Source organism: Vibrio sp. Vb2131 (assembly GCF_033338535.1).
In the GTDB taxonomy this organism is placed as follows: domain Bacteria; phylum Pseudomonadota; class Gammaproteobacteria; order Enterobacterales; family Vibrionaceae; genus Vibrio; species Vibrio alginolyticus.
Window position 1 is genome coordinate 1 of record NZ_JAWOSW010000023.1, and the last position, 20,816, is coordinate 20,816.

Genomic DNA, 20,816 nt, shown 5'->3' on the forward strand with positions numbered 1-20,816 from the left:
TTCTTTTAGTTGTTGATTTCATAACACTCTCCAATTTTGGGGGTGGAAAGTGTCAACCTTATTTAGGACGGCACACGAGAATTGAAAAAAGCGACGAAATCAACGTCGCTTTTTTATCACCTAAACTATTGAATGAACGATTCAACCCGTTGAAATAGTAGAACAATCCATACAAAATTATTGATAAACATAATAATTAACTAGCAACTCTACTTACTTCTCATATCGTCACTTTACTTCGTCCGCTTTGCAAAACTGTCGACAACTCGACACATTATTTTTCTATACTGATTTACGCCCATTAATTAGCACAAATGTAAAACAGCATGAATATGGAAGTTGAAGTGTGTACACATGGTGCTTACTTACAACGCGTACCGCGCAGTTTTTTTCAAAAGCTGCTGGGCATCAAGGAAGTATACGTATGCACAAAATGTGGTTACGTCAGGAAAGTTAAGTAATTAGCCCAAGAAAAAACCAACCGCAAAAAAAAGCGGCTCAATTGAGCCGCTTTTCACATCTAGATTAGCCTTATTCTTCGGTTTCCGCTTCTACTTCTTCGCTTCGACGAGTATAAAAACGCGCGAAGAACAAACCGACTTCAAACAGTAAACACATCGGAATAGCGAGTAAGGTTTGCGAGATCATGTCTGGTGGCGTTAACACCATACCTACGACAAACGCAGCCACTATAATATAAGGACGTTTCTGTCTTAAATCTTCTGGTGTAGTGGCCCCAGTCCAACACAACAAAATAATCGCAACAGGCACCTCGAATGCGATACCAAACGCCATAAATAGCGCCAGCACAAAGTCGAGATAACTCGAGATATCAGTTGCAAACTCTACTCCACCAAGAGAGATGGCGGTAAAGAAGCCAAACACCAATGGAAATACCACGAAGTAGGCAAATGCCACTCCACAGTAGAACAATAGCGAACTAGAGAACAGCAGTGGCATGATCAATCGACGTTCATGCTTGTACAAACCTGGCGCTACAAATGCCCACACTTGATACAAGATAAACGGCACCGCAATAAATACCGAAGCAATTAACGTCAGCTTAAGTGGCGTAAAAAAAGGTGACGCTACATCCGTAGCAATCATGGTCGCGCCTTCAGGTAGACGTTCTACTAAAGGTGCGGAAACAAACTCGTAAATGTGGTTAGAGAAATAAATTAGTCCGACAAACACGACCAACACTGCGAGGATTGAACGCAGTAGTCGGTTGCGAAGCTCCAACAAATGACTAATTAAAGGTTGTGTCTGCTCGACGGTAGACATGGCAAACCTCTTATTAAAAACCAGATCAAAAAGGAGCTACCAATCACTAGTAGCTCCTCCTAATGAGACTATTCGGCTTTCTTATCTGCCGCTGTAACCTTGCTCTCTTGCGCTTTCACGGCCTCTTCGACTGCTGGCTCTGTTTTTACAGGCTCAGCCTCTGAATCGGTGTTCTTTGCGTAAGGACGATTTACAGATTGCGCTGCCTTCTTCAACTCTTCAACTGAAGATTTCAACTCAGGGGACAAATCATCCATCCCCATTTGTTCTGCTTTGCGCAAGTTTTCTTGCAGCTCTTGGACTTTCAGCTCGTGTGACAATTCGTCTTTGACGCTATTTGCCATACTCTTAGCGGCACCGATAAAGCGAGACACGCTGCGAATAGCATGAGGCAAACGCTCCGGCCCAAGAACGACCAGACCAACAACAGATATTAATACCAGTTCCCAAAAACCGATATCAAACACGTTTTACGCCTGCTCTTTGTCTTTTTTCGTTTCAGGAGCAGCTTCTTTTTTCTGCTGCTCTTCTAGACTTTTTGGTTCGAAGTCTGCGTCTTTGTCATTTTTCGCAGGTTCATCTTCGCTCATCGCTTTTTTGAAGCCCTTAACGGCACCACCCAGATCGCCACCGATACCGCGTAGTTTCTTTGTTCCGAATAGCAATACAACAATTACAGCAATGATTAGAAGTTGCCAAACACTGATACCACCCATTCTCTTTACCTCGGGTCTTTAAACAAACAAAAATATTTCAAGAGTTTAACGTCTATTGACGATAAGCTCGCCAACTAAGCAGCCAAAATGTGACACCTGCGATACCGCAGGCCAACGAAAGCTGCTCAAAAGCATCGTTCACCAATATTGCCGAGCATACGACTAAAGTCGCGCCAACGCCAAACAAAAACTTTCCTGTCGCCTGCTGACGCTTGCTCTGGCGATACCCTTGATAAAGCTGATCCATACGTTGATTCATCGCTTTACCTTGTTTCAGGCTATCGTAAAGTAGCTCTGGCAGTTCAGGTAATTTCTCTGCCCAAAATGGTGCGCGGTCTTTAATCGCATTCACTAGAGCTTGCGGCCCAACTTGATTCATCATCCATTCCTCCAGGAATGGTTTTGCGGTCTCCCACAAATCGAGTTGAGGATATAGCTGCCTACCAAGCCCCTCCACGTACAACAGCGTTTTTTGCAACAGTACAAGCTGTGGCTGAACCTCCATATTGAATCGACGTGCCGTGTTGAACAAATTCAACAACACATGACCAAAGGAGATTTCGCACAATGGCTTAGCAAAAATAGGCTCACACACAATGCGAATCGCGAACTCAAACTCATCGACATTGGTATCCGCAGGCACCCACCCTGAATCCACATGTAACTCCGCCACTCGGCGGTAGTCACGATTGAAAAACGCCAGGAAGTTTTCTGCCAGATAACGCTTGTCTTCGCTATTAAGTGTACCAACGATTCCGCAATCTAGCCCTATCCACATTGGGTTCTCTGGATGTTCGGGTTTGACGAACACATTACCCGGATGCATATCGGCATGGAAAAAGCTGTCTCGGAACACCTGAGTGAAGAACACACTCACACCGCGTTCCGCGAGCAATTTCATATTGGTGCCATTTGCTTTCAAGCCTTCAATATCAGAGACTTGAATGCCATATATTCGCTCAGAAACCATGACAGTTTCATTACTGAAGTCGGGAAAAACTTCAGGAACATACAATTCTTCGCTGCCCTCAAAGTTGCGGCGCAACTGAATGGCATTCGCCGCCTCACGTCGCAAGTCGAGTTCATCAAGCAGGGTTTTCTCGTACTCACGCACGACTTCAACTGGTTTTAAACGACGTGCTTCAGGCATCGCTCCGGCGACTATACGCGCCATTCGGTGCATCAGTTTTAGATCTGAATCAATGACTGGGCGAATATCTGGGCGGATAACCTTTAATACCACTTCTTGGTTAGTGTCTTTTATGCGCGCAGTATGTACCTGAGCAATCGACGCAGACGCCAGTGGTTTGATATCAAACTCGGTAAACCATTTTTCTAACGGACCACCTAATGCTTGCTCCATCTGCTTTTTTGCCAACTCGCCATCAAAAGGAGCGACTTGGTCTTGAAGTAAAGCTAGGGGATCAGCGATATGCGGAGGAAATAAGTCACGGCGCGTCGACATCATCTGACCGAACTTAATCCAAACCGGCCCCAGCTCTTGCAGTGCTAAACGCAGACGTTCACCGAGTGGTTTTTCTGGGTGCTTGTTCTTAATCCAAAACAAGCTTTTGCGCAGTAAAAGCGGAGCTTTGGTCAGTTGGTGATCGGGAAGCAGCTCATCTAAGCCGTATTCCAGTTGTACTTTGGCGATGTGGTATAAGCGCTTTAGTTCTGCTGGCGTCATGGTTTCTCCAATGCAGGCTTATCTGCATCCAGCTTATTCAGCAAAGCCGTTAAACGAGCTTCAATGCGAGAAGCCTGGCTGCGAACCTCATCAACTTGGTCGCAGAAATAGGCCACTTCTAACGGAGCGGGAGCCAGTTTCCATTCTTCAGTCACTACTTGCGCAAGATGACGCTGGTGTTTTTCTGCTTGAGACGCAAGAAAGTTGCCGATGTTTTTTGAACCTTGCACAAAGGTATGTGCGGCGACATCGCCAGTCACGCGAGACAACCACTCTTCAACATCTGGTTTGCAATCCACCATCAACTGAGAGAATTTCTGCGCCAATTGAATATCGCCTTCGAGTTCAAGTTTATCTTGTTTAATAAGACGAGTGATGTTGGCCTGATCGCGCAGCTCTGGTAACACACTCAAGTTGAGCGATAGATAGCAGTTAGGCTGCCCTTCGTAATGACCGAGCACATCAATTTGCTGACTAAAAACGAATGTCAGTGTTTTATTGATCTCTTTCAGGTGAACTTGAATAACTTGACCTTTTAGACGCGCTAAACGACGGCCCAATGCAGGGTCGTCTTTGATCAGTGTATTCAGTGACGTTTCAATCACAGCGGTGATAAGTGGTTCAAATGGCATGCCGTTAACCCTTAGAATTTATAACCGCGATGCAAAGCCACAATACCACCAGTTAAGTTGTAGTATTTGGTGTTTTCAAAACCTGCTTCTTGCATCATGCCTTCCAGCGTTTCTTGGTCTGGATGCATACGGATTGACTCCGCTAGGTAGCGGTAACTCTCTGAGTCATTCGCAACTAGCTCACCGATTCTCGGCAACAAGTGGAATGAATATGCGTCGTATACTTTCGATAACGGCTCTAGCACTGGTTTTGAAAATTCCAACACCAATAGACGGCCGCCTGGCTTCAGTACGCGGAACATTGAACGAAGCGCTTTGTCTTTGTCAGTCACATTACGCAAACAAAAACTGATGGTGATGACATCAAAATAATCATCTGGGAACGGCAGTTCTTCTGCGTTGGCTTGAACGTAATGCACGTTACCCACAATACCGTTATCACGCAGTTTATCGCGACCAACGTTAAGCATTGAGTTATTGATATCGGCAAGGATGACATGGCCTTCATCGCCAACAATGCGCGAGAATTTCGCCGTCAAATCCCCCGTACCACCACCTAGGTCAAGAATACGTTGGCCAGGGCGAGCGCCACTACAATCGATAGTGAAGCGCTTCCAAAGGCGGTGAATACCACCTGACATCAGGTCATTCATGATGTCGTATTTTGTTGCCACGGAGTGGAATACTTCGGCAACCTTAGTCACTTTTTCGTCTTTTGCCACTGTAGAGAAACCAAAGTGAGTGGTTTCATTCTCTAACGCTGTATTGGATTGCAAACTTGTGTCCGTCATTCTAATTCCTCTTAGGCAGCGCTTTCCTCTACGGGGCGTTTGTTGACAAATAAAATCGCCCACTGCACTGCGGGCGATTAGTTTACTTTATCCTCAGCCGGATGTCTTTCTACTAACGGGTCATTTTCTGAAAATGCATCACTCTGCGCTAACTGCGCGAGGTCGGAAGAAATCGGTCGTTTAATTTCAACTCCCAAGTGTTTAAAGCTTTCGGCTTGGCGAATCACATTTCCGCGCCCTGTGGCAAGCTTGTTCATCGCACCTTGATAGCTTTGATTCGCCTTATCCAGCGCACCGCCGAGCCCCTCCATGTCGTCTACAAACAATCGTAATTTGTCGTAGAGTTTTGTCGCACGCTGCGCAATCATTTTGGCGTTTTCATTTTGGCGTTCATTGCGCCATAGATTATCAATGGTGCGCAGTGCCACCAGCAACGTTGTTGGGCTCACCAAAATGATGTTTTGCTCCATCGCGTCTTTGATCAAACTTGGATCGGCTTGAATCGCGACTTGGAACGCCGGCTCAACCGGGATAAACATCAGAACATAGTCCAAACTCTGAATACCTTTGAGTTTGTGGTAGTCCTTCATGCTTAACCCTTTGATATGTGCACGTAGAGCAGCTAAGTGCGCATTCAAAGCCTGATCGCGCTCAGCATCAGTTTCGGCGTTGAAGTAGCGCTCATAGGCAACCAGCGCCATTTTAGAATCCACAACCACTTGTTTGTTTTGTGGGAGATGCACAATGACATCAGGTTGGTAACGCTTGCCTGCTTCATTTTGTAAGTTCACCTGAGTCTGATATTCGTGCCCTTCACGCAAGCCAGATTCGGCAAGTACCCTAGCGAGCACCACTTCGCCCCAGTTACCTTGCTGTTTGTTGTCCCCTTTCAACGCTTGGGTCAAATTAACCGCTTCGCGCGTCATTTGCTCGTTCAAACGTTGCAGGTTTTTCAGCTCATGCACTAGGGTATGGCGCTCTTTAGCTTCTTGGCTAAAGCTGTCATTAACGTGCTTTTTGAACCCTTCTAACTGTTCTCTAAGCGGTGACAACAAGCCTTCTAAACTCTGACGGTTTTGCAAATCGACCTTCGCGGTTTTTTCTTCAAACAATTGGTTGGCCAAGTGCTCAAATTGTTGTTTCAAGCGTGCTTCCGCTTGTTCTAAAATTTGCAGTTTTTCGGCATTAGCTTGGTTAATTTGCTCATGGCGAGCTTGCTGTTCACGCAGCTGCGTTTCTAGACGTGATTTGTGTTCACGCATTTGACCAAGCTCATCAAAGTATTGCTGGCGCTCTTGCTTTACGGCCTCGAAGTAACGCAGTTTTTCCATTGCTGCCATCAGCTTTCCATGTGTTTGGCGTACTTCAAACGCGGCTTTATCGCGCTCATCATCTAATTCATCCAACTCTTGCTGGGCATCGGCAAGGCTTTGCTTGACCTGTTCAAGTTGCTGTTGATGAAGCTGTTTTTCTGAAAAAAGTTGTTGCTCGAGAAGCTGAGTTTGGGTGATAAAACGCTGTTTCACCCACCAACCGGCAGCGACACCACTAAGCGTGGCAGCACAAAGAGAAGAGAGAATGAGAGATTGGTACTCAAGAATCCATTGCATAATAGCGAGTTAGCCTGTGTTTTGTATCTATAACAATGGTATTTAGACACTGGATAAATGTCCAGTTTGTTGGATGAAAAATCCTCGCATACACTAGGCCTTCCTATAATATTCTTTCTTCCGCTCAAATTATCCAAACCGAGCGGCACATCATCACGCAGAGGCATCATGAACGAGCGTCGCGCCCTAGGATTTGGGCTCTCAGCAGTATTACTTTGGTCTACCGTTGCAACCGCATTTAAACTCACGTTGGCAGAATTTACGCCGATTCAAATGCTATGTATTGCCAGCATCATCTCTGCGATTGCGCTAACAGTAATCTGTGGTGTGCAAGGTAAACTGGGCCAGCTAAGCGCTACATTTTTCTCAAACCCTTGGTATTACCTACTGCTTGGGTTGATTAACCCTTTGGCGTATTACGTTATTCTGTTCAAAGCATATGACTTGCTGCCCGCATCTCAGGCTCAAGCGATCAACTACAGCTGGGCCATCACCTTAACGCTAATGGCTGCTGTTTTCTTAGGACAAAAGATCCGTGGTAAGGACTGGCTGGCTTGCGGTTTTAGTTATGTCGGCGTGATAGTGATTGCCACACAAGGCAATCTTTTAGGCATGGAATTTGAGAGCCCGTTGGGTGTTGGTCTTGCGCTGCTATCAACGCTGCTGTGGGCCGGTTACTGGATTTTAAATACCAAAAATAAGGCCGACCCTGTGGTTGGCGTTCTGCTCGGCTTTTTGGTCGCTATTCCATTCGCCATTGGTTTAAGTCTTTATGAAGGTGCGAGCTGGCAGGCAATCTCAGCTAAAGGCTGGGCAGCGGTGACGTATGTCGGACTGTTTGAAATGGGGATCACTTTCGTTTTGTGGCTGAGCGCACTCAAATCAACGCAAAACACCGCGCGTATCAGTAATCTGATCTTTGCTTCTCCATTTATCTCACTCATGTTGTTAGCTACCATCATCGGCGAAGAAATTCACCCTTCAACCTTGATTGGCCTGGTATTGATCATCAGTGGCTTAGTCATTCAGCAAGTCTCATGGGGCAAGAAAACCAAAGCGGTAAACGCTTCTTAATCACCTATCCAAAGCCCTAAAAAACAATGCAATAAGTTGGATAAAAAAGAGATATAGATAACATTTTAATGATAGAAAGCACTTTACGCTGCTAGGATTTAGCTACGCGTTGGATACGATACTCACAAAGCCCAATAGCTTACGCTAGATTCTAATATAATTACCTTTGGGCGATTTAGGACTCGTTATTAATTATGTTTCGCTTCGCTATTCCTTCGCCTTTGATGGCAGACTGGCAACACGTTCTGCGACAATGCTGTAATGTAACTCAAGCTCAGGGACAGCTTTATACTCTGAGCGATACTCAGCAGTGGCTATCGACTGAGGTGTCCACCTCAACCCAAAATCATCGTGCTATCGTCGATGTGATAACGCAAGTTGTCGATCACTTTACGCCGACAGATTTTACAGTTAGCCATACCCCCTTTGAAGAGCAAACCTTGAGCATTGGACCGATTTGGCTACCTAATGGCGAATTGCTTGCCGTACTGACACTGACTCACCCTAATGATCAATCAACGGTTGTTTCGGCATGGCTAAGCGCAATCGCGGGGCGGATCAGCTTTGATATCAACTTGCACTGTCAGCAAGAACAAACGCGACATCAAAGCGCGGAAATAAAGCCAACACCAACACTACAAGAGTTTATCGACTGCCTTGAAGACCACGTATGGATAAAAGGCATGGATGGTCTTTATTCGATGACCAATCGAAGCGTAGAAAATGCGTGGCAAAAAACCAACAGTGAAATCATTGGCAAAGACGATTTTGCCCTGTTTAGCCATGAACGTGCGGAAAAATTCATTGATGCCGATAAATTGGTGGTAGCCACTGGCACGCAAAATATTGTTGAAGAATGCCGTCAAATTGATGAAAACAATAACCCCACTTGGCTAGAAACCATTAAGTCTCCTGTCCGTGATCATGCGGGAAACTTAATCGGCATTCTGGGGATGACACGTAACATCACCCGCCGAAAAATGGTAGAAACGCAGCTCTCCTTAGCGTCCCAAATTTTCAACAATTCGCAAGAAGGCATGGTCATTACAGACCGCAATGCCAACATCATTGATGTAAACACGGCTTTTACCCAAATTACAGGTTACCGCTCTGAAGAGGTGATAGGAAAAAACCCACGAATTCTGCGCTCAGGCCATCATGATCAAGGTTTCTATCAACAGTTGTGGCATCAACTCGAAAACAAAGGCCAATGGAAAGGCGAATTCATCAACAGAAAGAAAGATGGCAGCATTTATCCGCAATTAGCGACCATTAGCGCCGTAATGGACGATAAAAACCACCTTATTAACTACATTTGTGTGTTTGAAGATATCTCTGTGCGTAAGGCACACGAAGAAAAGCTACAACGCATGGCTTTTTACGATCCATTAACCAATCTACCTAATCGAACCCATTTACTCAGCTTACTTGAGCAACACATCGAAACCGGACACAAAAACCAGCAGACGTTTGCCACCCTATTCTTAGATATCGACCATTTCAAACACATCAACGATAGCATGGGCCATTTCTGTGGTGACCAATTGCTGTCTAAGTTAGCGATTCGTCTGCAAGATGTGCTTCACCTCAATGCGCATGTGGCTCGCATTGGCGGCGATGAATTTGTGATTATTTTGCCAGACATCCATAGTGATGTTGCCTTACTGGAAACCGTCGGCGATATTCTAAGCGTATTCCAGCAACCATTCGACTTGGCAAATCACGACTCACTTCGTGTTTCGACCAGTATTGGTATTGCCTTGTACCCAAGAGACGGTCAAGACAGTGAAACCTTACTGAAAAACGCAGACACTGCGATGTACTTAGCGAAGAAAAATGGACGCAACGGCTACGCGTTTTACTCACCGGATTTGACCGATAAATCCGTATCCCATGTACGCATTCAATCCGCTTTGCATCAAGCAATAGAAAAACAACAACTCCGGTTAGAATTCCAACCGCAATACAACTTGGAACAAAATACGATTGTCGGCGTGGAAGCTTTATTACGCTGGCAGCATCCAGAGTTTGGCCTTGTACCACCAGCAGACTTTATTCCAATTGCAGAAAAAACAGGGCTGATTCAAAGCATTGGTGAGTGGGTGTTACAACAAGCTTGTTTGCAAGGTAATGCTTGGCTAGACCAGGGCATCGAGTTTGGCAAAATCGCCGTCAATGTTTCTGCGTTGCAGCTTCAGCAGTCAAATTTCATTCAGCGATTAAGTACTATCCTCGATAACACCGGATACCCTGCCCAACGGTTAGATTTGGAGATCACAGAGAGCTTTTTACTGATCGACCCTCAACAAGCCATTGCATCGTTAAATCAATTACGAGAGCTGGGTATTGAGATTTCTCTGGATGACTTTGGAACTGGCTATTCGTCTTTGTCTTACTTGAAAGGTTTGCCAATCAACAAACTGAAAATTGACCGCTCATTTGTCAGTGATGTCCCAAGTAATAGCGACAGCAACGCGATTGTGAATGCCATTATTGCCATGGGAAAAACGCTGTCGTTGAAAGTCGTCGCGGAAGGGATAGAAACTCGGGAACAAGCCGATTATTTATTCGAAAAAGGCTGTATTTATGGTCAGGGATATTTATTTAGTCAGCCAGTGAGCGCTGAAAAACTGTTTCGTTGAACCAGCTTGCTCCTCAAGTCACTCTCGCGGTGCCACGTCCGCGGAGGTGATTTGTTTTGCTTGATTTTGGGTTGATTGGCATAGCTCTAGACGATCAACCAAAATATTGATACAAACCAGCAACGGCACACCGATCAATAGCCCCATTCCGCCCCAAAGCCAGCCCCAAAAAACAAGCCAAACAAAAATCACTAACGGGTTTAAGTTAAACCTTTTCCCCAATAGTGTTGGTGTAACAAACTGACTTTCAATCAAATTGAGCAGTAAATAGATAGACACCACCGTCAGCATAAAACTGACCGACTCCAACTGAAGATAAGCAACAAAGCCAAAGCTCACCATGGATATGACAGGGCCGAGGTACGGCGCAAAATTCATCACGCCTGCAAATGCGCCCCATAGAAATGGATCTTCAAGGCCTAGAACAAAAAACACGGCCCCAACACTCAACCCAAGTCCCGCATTCACCAACGTGATGGTGCCAATGTATCGAGATAGGTCTTTCTGTAGCGCTTTGACCAACTCAATCGCTTGGCGCTGTTTGGCGAACCCATGTAAGTAAGACACTGACTTTCGAAATAAGCTTCGTCCATGATTGAGCATAAAGTAAACCATAAACAGCACGATCATCGCTTGTGTCAAAATCGTCGGCGTAGTGGTCGCGAGCGTTTTTACCAAAGAAAATACGGTGTTGTTCCCGACCTCATCCATACTCATATCGTTGGCGATATTCAATGGAGTATTAAGGTGATCAGCCGAAGCTTTAGTAACTTCGCTTACTTCTTGCGACACATTTTTCACGATACTGGGCAGCTCAGACCACCATTGCTTGGCGGGCTCCGACATGGCGGCAAGACCAATAATTGAGGCGCCAACGAGGAATGACAGCGTCAACACGACGGTAATAGCACGTGGTAAACCTTTGTCTTCAAGATAATTAATGAAAGGGCTGCACAGCAGAGAAATAAAGGTGCTAAGCACAATAGGTAACAATATTGGCTTGGCAAAATACAGCCCTGGGACGAGTAACAGGACGAGAAGCGTTGCACCAATCGCAGTGTTGGCAGGAATGTTCAATTTCGCTGTCATAATAAGCTCAGAATCGGTAAGAAAATTTTGCGGTGAAATCCGCTATTAGAGTGGTTCGCCCTCTGTCGTCGCAGCGTTGCTTACTTGTGTTGCTGCATTTCCATTTTGCTCCGCATCTGACTCATCCAGAGAAGCTGCCGCGACCGGCTTTGTGAGCGAATCGGTAATATCAGACACGCTGCTAACCAATAGCCCCATTGACGAAATAGAAGAAGTCAGTCGAGACAATCGACCTGCTTTTGCTGCGGTAACGGCAACGACAGCACTAATGCCTAATGTCGTCCAAGGGTTTTCTCTCACAAACTTCTTGGTGGTAAACGTGAACATTTCCATCGACAAACAGCATTGCTCTAGAGACGCTTTACCTTCCATCCGCTTGATCCGCATGGCTCGATTGAGCTTTTGTAGCGAGCGCATCCCACCCCTCCTGTAATTGTTCTGTCGTATTTTTGAATCCAAGAAATCCAACTAAACGCTTCTGCCACCAGGCTAAAGCAAATAATGCCAAGCCTAATGATGTGATAAATACACCCACGGCAACATATACGTTGGCAGTTAACTGATAAGCCACCACCCCAGAGGCAAGGCACAAACTGAATACGAACAATACCGACAATAGGGTAAAAACAACGGTACACAGCAAAATCTGACGCACTGCGGACACGTTAACTTTCATCTCCAAGAGGAACAAATCCAACGTTGAACCTGACCATGCTTTTAGCGATTTCGTCAGTTGGTCCAATTGCGCAAGAATGCTGCTCAAACCATTAATGGTTTGTTGGATATCCTGTTCTTCTGCCCCATCAGGGGCTCGGCCGCTGTCTGAAGCCGCCGAGCCTGATTGCTGATTGGTAACTTGCCCTGAGTTATTCATGTGAAGCCTCGCCTTTCTGTTGTGTGGCTTAATCCTTGGTGACCACTATTATTTGATCAGCTTCGAAACCGCCCAACCAGCAAGGAAGGCACAGCCTATGCTCAGCAATGGGCGCTCCTTGATTACATTTTCTGCCGACTTAGTCGCCTGCTGAACTTGCTGTGCACCGACATCCAGCTTCTCTTTGGCTTGGTCTTTCATCGCGCCAACGGCTTCCGTCGTGGCTTGTTCCGCTAAGTGATATGCTTCTTCTAACTGCTCTTGAGGTTTTACTGTGCTTTCTTTTGTAGTAGCCATAACTAGCCTCCATTAATGAGTTGAATAGTGAATCAAGTGAAACAATGTTTGACCTCACTTACTCCCTACAAAGCCATATCCATGCCAGAATTTTAAGCTATTGTTTTTTATTGATTTTATTTTTATTTCGATAAAAAGCCGTATCTGTACGTGTAATTCTTTCCAGGCTTTCCCCGCCATTCTTGTAATTTTTTCTTAGCGCCTTACCGACTGTTAGCAAGTTATTGCAAAACAAGATATTAAGTCACTGATTAATAAGACTTAAAGTTCATTGGCATACAACCTGCAACTGAAGACGAAACATCGTGTTTGTATTCCATACACTCAAACACCCCTATCACCAGTAAATAAGGAGTGGCATATGAAAAATGAAAACATCGCCTCAATCATTGAGCTTATCGAAAGCGGAAATGAAATTTACAACAAGGCCATCGAGAACATCGACAACACTTCCTTGAATAATGTGTTGGTAGAACTGCTCAGAGTACGTGAGCGTGCAGTCATTGAGCTCACTCCCTACTCTCTAGCAAGTAACAATGAAGAATCTGCCGACGACACTCCGGTTTCCTACACCATCAAGGCGCGTGAGGTCTACAGCGACGTGATGAAGGAAGTGTCCTCTGACAAAGAGTCAATGTATTTAGAACAGCTTGAAGGTGTCGAAAGCAAGGTACTCAAAGAGATTGAGAATTTGATTACTTCCCACCCAGAGCAGGCGGATAACTCGGTTCTGCTGAAAGTTCGTAGCGATATAAAAAGTTGCAAAGAAAAACTCAGCAGCATCAGCCTTATTAGCTAAAACCTGGTGGTCGCCCTTGCAATAAAGCTCGGTATTGAGCAAAGAAATGGCCAACTTGCTTTGGCCATTTCTGACAAGCCCACAGGCGCATTAACATAACCGTCACGAGAAATGTCCCACGACAATAATCACAAATAAAGAGGTCACTATGACATTGGATAACAATCGAGTAAGGGAGCTACTCGTAAAAATGACACACCATCGCCAAACGTGTTTGCCTCTCGTTAACCCGCAATCACATATGACACTCGCAAGAGCGGCATATCGATTCGTGAAAATAGAAAAAGTGATGATCAAAAAGATGGCGAAGCTGTTCTTCGATCAAGATGGTGAACAATTCATTGCAGAAAATGCCACCGAATACGGCGTTGCCGAGTTAGGCAATTACAAAGAAATGCATTTTATGAATAAATTACTGTTAGATGATTTAAAAGCCCTGCTTAGAGCCATTGACGACACCAACTTAACCGCACTTGTTTCTTATTGGTTAGCTGCTTTACAAGTTGAAAACGATGAAATTGAAAAGCACTTACCTCAGGGTGAGTAATTATACTCGCCCTTCTTTCTTCACTTTGTTTAACCCTCATCCCCAATCAACCTAATAAAAAGGTGCAGATAGACAAAAGCCGCTGCATCTACGCAGCGACCTTGATAGCCTTTTTACGACGCACACCAAATCATCAAACAGCACAGAAAAAGCGCCATGTAGAATACGAAGCAAATGGCGCGTTATCCGCGGATTATCTGTGTTAAAGCGAAGCTGATTTACGTCTCTGGCTTGGAACAAATACGTTCAATGACTTTGGACGCAGCTTGATTGCCAGTTGCTCATCAGAATACAGTTCACCATCAATCACATATTCAATCGGTTTATTCGCAGAAATAGTGACGCTCTGAGCCGTCGCGTATTGAAAATGTGTCGATTCTTCCTGTGCGCCTACGCTCGTTAATGTCAGATCCGACAAGGCGATAAGACGTCCGCCTAAAGACTCGGTGTTATCTAAATATGTGATATGCAGCTTGCCATCATCAGGCTGCGGCGCATCACCACCTTGGGCAAGCAACGTACTAAATGGAGCGATATTCGCAACGACAAAACTATGGACGTCAAGCGTTTGTGTATTCTTGTCGTGGTTTCCATCTTCAGTTGGAGCGTCTAACGATACGGTTAAAGCTTGCGTTTCTTCCGCCACTACAGCATTAAAAAAGCCGGTGAGGTAAGCGAGTTGTCCAAAAACATTTTTCTCTTCTCGCTGAGCGTGCTCGATCATTTTCTGTTCTAGCCCAATGCCTAAGACCAATAAAATAAGCCGCTGATTACATTCCGCAGTATCAATACGTTGGCAGTGTCCGCCAAGCAACGCTTCACACGCTTTTTCGACCGGTGAGAATTTTGCGCCAACGCCATAGAGCACATGACATAACGCATTGGCAGTTCCGAGCGGAACAATACCGAGTTTTAGGTCGGTATCCACCAATTGGCTCGCCACCTCTGTTACTGTGCCATCGCCACCAGCTACGATGATTTGCTTAGCTCCACTTTCTTTTGCCTGTTGTGTTAGCTGCTCGGCGCTGAGGTTTGTGGTGGTTTGATGAATACTCAAGCGATATTTTTTGGTTAGTTCACGAATCAGGTGCTGTTCGTTTTCCTCCCATTTTCCGCCACCTGCAACAGGGTTAACCACCATCCAAGTGGATTGATCCAGCCCTAGTACGCCTTTTTCACTGATCGCTCGTAACGTTCTAATCTGTAATTTATTCAATCTCGCGGTACTGCGTACGTCATTGATTTTTTTCATCACGGATTCAACCGTCAGTGACGGGTCTTTGCTCAGTAAATACGCCGCCACAACAAACACTGAACGACCACGCCCTAACGCACAATGCACAACCACTGCCCGCGAGCACGAGATTTGAGTATCAATCCAGTTAATCGCATGGCGAAGGCGCTCTAGCGTTGGGGCTTTGTGGTCGAGTACCGGAATCGAAAGGTAATGAAACTGCTTGTCGGTCATCGCACTTTCAAGGCCTGCAAATTCTGCGGTGACATCGACAATACAAGAGATTTCATTGGATTCGAGAAAATCTAAGTCACTCTGAAACAAACGGCGAGATAGGTATAAATTGTCGCTGACTTTTTGGATTGGAGGCACTGTATCACGCCGTCTTTCCCAGGCGTTATACGCTCTAGCCCCCAATAGAAATGGGATGAATGCCCAGCGAATCCACCTGACAATCTTGCCATCTTGGTTTTTTCTAAAAATAGAGGGAATGTCGAATACGTAGGCTACGCTGACCAACGCTAAAGAAAGCGATATCCATAAGAACAGCAAACTAACGATAATTTGAGGCGTATAGATAGCGGCCAATAAACTGATCAGAGCGCCAAGAATATAATATTTGATGATAAACATTCGCTCTCCTTGCCTTCAGCGAGTGCACTTTTTAGTGGAAGTTAGAATACGCGGGGGATTGAGCTTGGATACATGAACTTTAGTTAACGCCTTGATTGAGTGCCTTCCCGTGCCGAAATGGCACGAAAAGGTCCAACACTCTACCTAGCTTACCATCTCTTCAACATAACCATCCGCTAGTTTCATTTTCTGCTTATCGGTCATTACCTTACCGGCTAACTGGAAGAAACGCTGCTCTTCTTCCTCAAGATGGTGCAACACTTTGTGACGCAAGGTTTTCATTAGGTTGAGCCACGCTGGCGAGCTCATATCGGTTGCATCAAGCTGTGCAATCACTTTATCAATTTCATGATGCTCTGCGATGCCATGGCGAGTGAGATCAATGGTCTTATCGCTATCTATTAAAGGCGCGTAGAAAAACCGCTCTTCTGCCGCTGCGTGCTGTTCGAGTTCCTCTTTAAGGTTGTGATAAAACTCTTCACGAGCGGGGGAATCTCCAGACGTTTCCATCAGAGCATCGAGTAAAAGGCGTTGCTTTTCATGACTCTCTTTCAGTACATCAAATATGTTTTTCATCTTTGACTCCTTATCTGATTGTAAACAATTGGGACAAAAGGAAGGGCGGTTATTGACCGCCCCTCTCTTACATAGCTATGCGTAAAAAACCTAACCTGATTCGGCTAACAGTCTTGGTCTTCAGCGTTTAGGTTTTCTTTAATGTTTTCACATTCATCTTCAATCGCATTTTGGGTTTCTTCGGCGGCTTCATCTATCTTTTTGCCGGCCTGTTCCATTGGCCCTTCTTCACTACAAGCTGCCAACGCAAACACCAAACCGAATACTGCGGCGATACGGTAAATAAATGACGTAAGTCGCATGGAATCTCCTATCTATTTACGTTTTTTCTTCCCAGCAGAACAATCACTATTGATACAATTAATGACAATAGGAATAGGTAAAATATCACTTGCGCGATAGAGGCAGCAGCTCCTGCAATACCAGTAAAGCCTAATAGTGCAGAAATTAGTGCCAGTGCCAGAAAAATAAACATCCAACGAACCATAGTGTTACCTCCTAATAAAAGTGGGTTAAATCACTCGGCTCGCTATTATTGAACCACTTCTAGCTTATCAATCACCTTATTTACGTCATTGGTGTTATTTGCAATTGAAATTGCAAGATCATGCTCCGCATCTGAATTAACTTGACCTGCCAACGTTACCGTTTTGCGTTCTGTCGTTACATCAATATCCGTACCACTCACATTGGTATCCATTAGTAGGCGCGTTTTAACTATAGTCGTGATTTTAGAATCGGTCAGTGTAGCTAAAGCTTCTGAATCAGTTTCTTTCTTGCCTTCATTCACTACTGACAATTCGTTGTTTACTTTTTTCACACCATCAAGACCAGTAACAAGCTCTTCGGCAAGTGATTTTTCAAGATCATTGTTTACCGAACCAGAAAGGGTAACGACCTGATTCTCAACATCGGTATTGATATCAAAAGAGTTGAGATTGCTGTTTAGCAGTAGTGTGGTTTCAGCTTTACCATCTAGCCAAGCGTCCATGGATTCTTTTTCCCATTTATCACTCGCTAAGACTGCTGTAGATGAAGTAGCAAGAACTGACGTAAGTACAATTTTAGCTGCGATGTTATTCATGGTAATTCTCCTTTATTGACGTTGCACTTCCCTAGGAGCAAACCACGTGCCAACTTTATAACTCATTGTTTTTAAGTGACTAATAAAGGAAAGAGGTAAAAATGAGATGAGCAATAAAGTATAAGCATGAATTATTTACACGTAAAAAATGTAATTTTTAATCGGTGATAAAGCCTCCGTCACTTGTGCCTAAATAACCTGATAAAACAGAAAGGCTATTTCTCCAGAATCAATTAATAGCAAAATTATTATTTTAAAAATAAAAATCTGAACAAAAGGAAATATCTACTGATGGCTCTCACCGATATATATCAAAAAGGGGCTAATAACATAAAAATACCGAACAAATCCTTAAATCTATGCTGACAATATTTTGTCTTGTGAAGTGAGAATAATCCACGTACATTGTTTCTGTCATAGTAAAGAGGACATTTCTATGTCGATGCCAAGCCTGTTTCTAAGAATACAAGATCCATCACTTAAAAATGCCATCGCTTCTTGCCAGGAACTGAACAAATTTCGTCTGCATGACATCGATGCCGCAGACCAATGGATTGAAGATTTCCTACAACTCAAACCGGAAGTTGCGATTGTTGAAGTCGCCCACTTTACTAGTGCAGATTATCAACGTCTTTCTAATATCGAAGACATCTACGATATGGACTTGATCATCATTAGCTCAGGCGCTCCAAACGAGAACTTGGATAAGCTGATGAACTTGGGTGCTATTTTTCACTACAGAAAGCCCGTTGATATTGCCATTCTGACGGACACCCTGAGCGAAGTCAGCCAGTACTATCAACACAAACAAGATCAAGGGCGTAAAGTGTCCACCAGCGATCTTGACCAATTTGGTCTTTTGGTCGGCTCTTCCTCTCCGATGCATCAGCTCTATCGTATGATCAGGCGCGTTGCTAAAACAGAAGCCAACGTCCTTATTGTCGGTGAAAGTGGATCAGGCAAAGAACTGGTGGCGCAGACCATCCACTTAGCGAGTGAGCGTAAACAACAGCCCTTTATAGCGATTAACTGTGGTGCCATTAGCCCTGAATTGGTTGATAGTGAACTGTTTGGCCATGAGAAAGGCGCTTTTACCGGAGCAAATAAAACTCACCAAGGTGTATTTAAGCAGGCAGAGGGCGGCACCCTATTTTTAGATGAAATCACCGAGATGCCTATCGAGCATCAAGTGAAGCTATTGCGGGTGCTAGAAACCGGAGAGTATCGCCCAGTTGGCAGTAATACGGTTCATATCGCTAATACTCGCATCATTGCTGCTACAAACCGTGATCCTAAAATCGCCATTGAGGAGCAGTTCCTGCGTGAAGATCTGTTTTTCCGCTTATCGCATTTCCCATTAACGATACCGCCACTGCGAGAACGAGGCGGTGATATCGTAGGTCTGGCCAAGCACTTTATTGCGCACCGCAACGCCAATGAGGCAAAAACCAAAACGATTCTTGACTCTGCGATCCAAAAAATCGCTGCACACGACTGGCCAGGTAATGTCCGTGAGCTCAAACACACGATCGAGCGTGCATTCATTTTGGCTGATGACACCATCCGAGATGAACATCTTATCTTCGACACACCACCATTGGAAACAGGCACCAGCATCGAAGACCTTGTTCCGGCGGGCGTTTCGCTAGAAGAGCTAGAAAAAGCCGCCATTCTCAATACCCTTGAAGAGAATCAAGGCAATAAAACGGAATCAGCGCAGGAGTTAGGCATTAGCGTGAAAACGCTCTATAACAAACTCGAAAAGTATCAAGACGAGTAACTCGCTATGGGAGTACAAAAAGAGCACTGAATTTTATTCAGTGCTCTTTTTGTATCTTATCTTTTATGCAGTTAGGCTGCGTTTGGTGTTTGATTAAACCCACTGCCCCGCAACAAAGCCGCTCGACCAGCACCACTGAAAATTGTAGCCCCCTAGCCAACCAGTCACATCCATCACTTCACCAATAAAATAAAGCCCTTTAATGTCTTTGCATTCCATGGTTTTCGAGGATAAGTGATCAGTATCGACACCGCCTAGTGTCACTTCCGCAGTTCGGTAGCCTTCAGTGCCATTCGGGGCGATATCCCAATGCTCTAGACGCTCCACAATCGCCGCAAGCTCCTTTTGATTGAACTGTTTTAGCGGTTTATCGACTAGCTCTTTACGTTCAATTAAGACTTCAACCAGACGCTTAGGCAGCACTTTGGCAAGCGTATTCTTGAGTGACTGATTTGGATGCTTCTCACGACTGCGTTCTAATAACTCAGCAACATCATCGTTTGGCACAAGATTGATCAACACCTTTTGTCCGGCCCGCCAGAATGAAGAAATCTGTAACACTGCTGGACCAGATAACCCACGATGTGTGAAGAGCAGGGCTTCTTTGAACATGGTGCCATCTTCAGCCGTAATTTCCGCAGGTACCGCGATACCAGATAACTCAGCAAAGTCTTCTTTGTCTTCTTTATGCAGAGTAAATGGTACAAGCCCTGCCGTGGTTGGAATAACTCGAAGACCAAATTGTTCCGCGACTTTATAACCAAATGGTGTCGCTCCCAGTTTTGGCATCGACAAGCCACCTGTTGCGATAACTAAAGACTCACATTCGACAATCTCAGTACCAGCATGCAAACGAAAGCCTTCATCAATTTTTTCAATCGAATGAACATCGCATTGGTAACGCTGCTCGATGTTCGGCATGTCACACTCAGCTAACAACATCTTCACGATATCTTTGGCCGTAAATGCATCGACACAAAACAACTGGCCGTGATCACGCTCTTCGAACTCAATGCCATGTTTACACACCATCGAGATGAAATCCCAGTTAGTGTATTGGGAGAGCGCCGACTTAACAAAGTGCGGGTTTTGACACAAATAGTGATTAGCTGAAACGTCGTAGTTAGTGAAGTTACAACGACCACCGCCCGAGATAAGGATTTTACGTCCTGGCTTTTTAGCATGATCGAGCACCAAAACACGGCGGCCTCGCTTGCCTGCTTCTGCAGCACACATTAAACCTGCTGCGCCTGCGCCAATTACAACAACATCAAATTTCTTACTCATCGGTAGCTCTTAGACTGATTGGTATCGAATCAAAATAAAAAAGGATGTGCACATTGCACATCCTTGCTTTCTAGGCGCGACATTCTACCGACAAATACCGAAAGGGAAAAGCGCTTAAACTCTAAGCGCTCTGTATGTCCGCAAAATCTCAGACAGAACAACTATCTAGATTATTGACTC

22 protein-coding genes are annotated in these 20,816 nt (G+C 44.9%); 5 read left to right on the plus strand and 17 right to left on the minus strand.

All coding sequences use genetic code 11. The annotated features are described in order from the left end of the window. Positions 1–531 precede the first annotated feature (531 nt). From tatC to rmuC, 7 genes are all read right to left on the minus strand, one after another. Entirely contained in the window at positions 532–1,284 is a 753-nt protein-coding gene (tatC, locus tag R7E38_RS19855; protein WP_005379234.1) for a twin-arginine translocase subunit TatC, read from the minus strand. A gap of 68 nt (positions 1,285–1,352) precedes the next feature. Further along, positions 1,353–1,751 (minus strand): Sec-independent protein translocase protein TatB, encoded by a 399-nt coding sequence (tatB, locus tag R7E38_RS19860; protein WP_017635021.1) that lies wholly within the window; start codon positions 1,749–1,751, stop codon positions 1,353–1,355. Between the two features lie 3 nt (positions 1,752–1,754). Beyond that, a complete protein-coding gene (gene tatA, locus R7E38_RS19865) occupies positions 1,755–2,000 on the minus strand; it encodes a Sec-independent protein translocase subunit TatA (RefSeq protein WP_005382958.1) in 246 nt (81 codons plus the stop codon). A 52-nt stretch (positions 2,001–2,052) separates the two neighbouring features. Beyond that, positions 2,053–3,687: a ubiquinone biosynthesis regulatory protein kinase UbiB gene (ubiB, locus tag R7E38_RS19870; protein WP_005379226.1), complete on the minus strand. Its 1,635-nt coding sequence runs from the start codon at positions 3,685–3,687 to the stop codon at positions 2,053–2,055. Further along, on the minus strand, positions 3,684–4,319 hold the full coding sequence (locus R7E38_RS19875; protein WP_005379213.1) for an SCP2 domain-containing protein: 636 nt from the start codon (positions 4,317–4,319) through the stop codon (positions 3,684–3,686). The genes ubiB and R7E38_RS19875 overlap by 4 nt, the downstream gene beginning before the upstream one ends. Positions 4,320–4,330: 11 nt before the next feature. Next, positions 4,331–5,110 carry a bifunctional demethylmenaquinone methyltransferase/2-methoxy-6-polyprenyl-1,4-benzoquinol methylase UbiE gene (gene ubiE, locus R7E38_RS19880; protein WP_017635022.1) on the minus strand — a complete coding sequence of 260 codons (780 nt, stop codon included), beginning with the start codon at positions 5,108–5,110 and terminating at the stop codon, positions 4,331–4,333. Positions 5,111–5,187: 77 nt separating this feature from the next. Continuing rightward, complete coding sequence (rmuC, locus tag R7E38_RS19885) at positions 5,188–6,720, minus strand: DNA recombination protein RmuC (protein WP_033905890.1); 1,533 nt, start codon at positions 6,718–6,720, stop codon at positions 5,188–5,190. Positions 6,721–6,888: 168 nt separating this feature from the next. Between rmuC and R7E38_RS19890 the strand changes: the two genes are divergently transcribed. Both R7E38_RS19890 and R7E38_RS19895 read left to right on the plus strand, forming a co-directional pair. Further along, on the plus strand, positions 6,889–7,794 hold the full coding sequence (locus R7E38_RS19890; protein WP_230238747.1) for a DMT family transporter: 906 nt from the start codon (positions 6,889–6,891) through the stop codon (positions 7,792–7,794). Between the two features lie 194 nt (positions 7,795–7,988). After that, positions 7,989–10,436 (plus strand): EAL domain-containing protein, encoded by a 2,448-nt coding sequence (locus R7E38_RS19895; RefSeq protein ID WP_158173552.1) that lies wholly within the window; start codon positions 7,989–7,991, stop codon positions 10,434–10,436. An 18-nt stretch (positions 10,437–10,454) separates the two neighbouring features. Here R7E38_RS19895 and R7E38_RS19900 read toward each other — a convergent pair whose 3' ends face one another. From R7E38_RS19900 to R7E38_RS19915, 4 genes are read right to left on the minus strand one after another with little or no spacing between them, the layout of a single operon-like run. Next, positions 10,455–11,525, minus strand: coding sequence for an AI-2E family transporter (locus R7E38_RS19900; protein ID WP_005379202.1), 1,071 nt, complete (start codon positions 11,523–11,525; stop codon positions 10,455–10,457). A 45-nt stretch (positions 11,526–11,570) separates the two neighbouring features. Then, on the minus strand, positions 11,571–11,897 hold the full coding sequence (locus tag R7E38_RS19905; protein WP_005379200.1) for a hypothetical protein: 327 nt from the start codon (positions 11,895–11,897) through the stop codon (positions 11,571–11,573). Then, the gene (locus R7E38_RS19910) at positions 11,887–12,399 is read right to left on the minus strand and encodes a phage holin family protein (RefSeq protein WP_005379198.1); all 513 of its coding nucleotides are present in this window, start codon (positions 12,397–12,399) and stop codon (positions 11,887–11,889) included. Before R7E38_RS19910 ends, R7E38_RS19905 begins: the two co-directional genes overlap by 11 nt. A 48-nt stretch (positions 12,400–12,447) precedes the next feature. Next, a complete protein-coding gene (locus tag R7E38_RS19915) occupies positions 12,448–12,696 on the minus strand; it encodes a hypothetical protein (protein WP_005379196.1) in 249 nt (82 codons plus the stop codon). 361 nt (positions 12,697–13,057) lie between these two features. On the opposite strand from R7E38_RS19915, the gene R7E38_RS19920 reads away from it, so the two are divergent. Together R7E38_RS19920 and R7E38_RS19925 are read left to right on the plus strand one after the other, a co-directional pair. Beyond that, complete coding sequence (locus R7E38_RS19920; RefSeq protein ID WP_005379194.1) at positions 13,058–13,495, plus strand: DUF2383 domain-containing protein; 438 nt, start codon at positions 13,058–13,060, stop codon at positions 13,493–13,495. 148 nt (positions 13,496–13,643) lie between these two features. Further along, positions 13,644–14,042 (plus strand): hypothetical protein, encoded by a 399-nt coding sequence (locus R7E38_RS19925; protein ID WP_005379193.1) that lies wholly within the window; start codon positions 13,644–13,646, stop codon positions 14,040–14,042. A 202-nt stretch (positions 14,043–14,244) separates the two neighbouring features. On the opposite strand, the gene R7E38_RS19930 is transcribed toward R7E38_RS19925, so the two are convergent. The 5 genes from R7E38_RS19930 to R7E38_RS19950 all read right to left on the minus strand — a co-directional run bounded on the left by R7E38_RS19930 (position 14,245) and on the right by R7E38_RS19950 (position 17,569). Then, positions 14,245–15,909: a diacylglycerol kinase family protein gene (locus tag R7E38_RS19930; protein WP_053307270.1), complete on the minus strand. Its 1,665-nt coding sequence runs from the start codon at positions 15,907–15,909 to the stop codon at positions 14,245–14,247. 144 nt (positions 15,910–16,053) lie between these two features. Further along, on the minus strand, positions 16,054–16,485 hold the full coding sequence (locus R7E38_RS19935) for a hemerythrin domain-containing protein (RefSeq protein WP_017821107.1): 432 nt from the start codon (positions 16,483–16,485) through the stop codon (positions 16,054–16,056). 104 nt (positions 16,486–16,589) lie between these two features. Then, positions 16,590–16,787: a hypothetical protein gene (locus tag R7E38_RS19940; protein WP_005379178.1), complete on the minus strand. Its 198-nt coding sequence runs from the start codon at positions 16,785–16,787 to the stop codon at positions 16,590–16,592. 8 nt (positions 16,788–16,795) lie between these two features. Beyond that, a complete protein-coding gene (locus R7E38_RS19945; protein ID WP_005379177.1) occupies positions 16,796–16,972 on the minus strand; it encodes a DUF1328 family protein in 177 nt (58 codons plus the stop codon). A gap of 45 nt (positions 16,973–17,017) precedes the next feature. Beyond that, positions 17,018–17,569, minus strand: a complete 552-nt coding sequence (locus tag R7E38_RS19950; protein ID WP_042522589.1) for a BON domain-containing protein — start codon at positions 17,567–17,569, stop codon at positions 17,018–17,020. A 436-nt stretch (positions 17,570–18,005) separates the two neighbouring features. Here R7E38_RS19950 and R7E38_RS19955 point away from each other — a divergent pair, with 436 nt between their 5' ends. Next, positions 18,006–19,349 (plus strand): sigma-54 interaction domain-containing protein, encoded by a 1,344-nt coding sequence (locus R7E38_RS19955; RefSeq protein WP_005382945.1) that lies wholly within the window; start codon positions 18,006–18,008, stop codon positions 19,347–19,349. 93 nt (positions 19,350–19,442) lie between these two features. On the opposite strand, the gene R7E38_RS19960 is transcribed toward R7E38_RS19955, so the two are convergent. Further along, positions 19,443–20,636 (minus strand): NAD(P)/FAD-dependent oxidoreductase, encoded by a 1,194-nt coding sequence (locus R7E38_RS19960; protein ID WP_005382944.1) that lies wholly within the window; start codon positions 20,634–20,636, stop codon positions 19,443–19,445. Between the last annotated feature and the right edge of the window lie 180 nt (positions 20,637–20,816).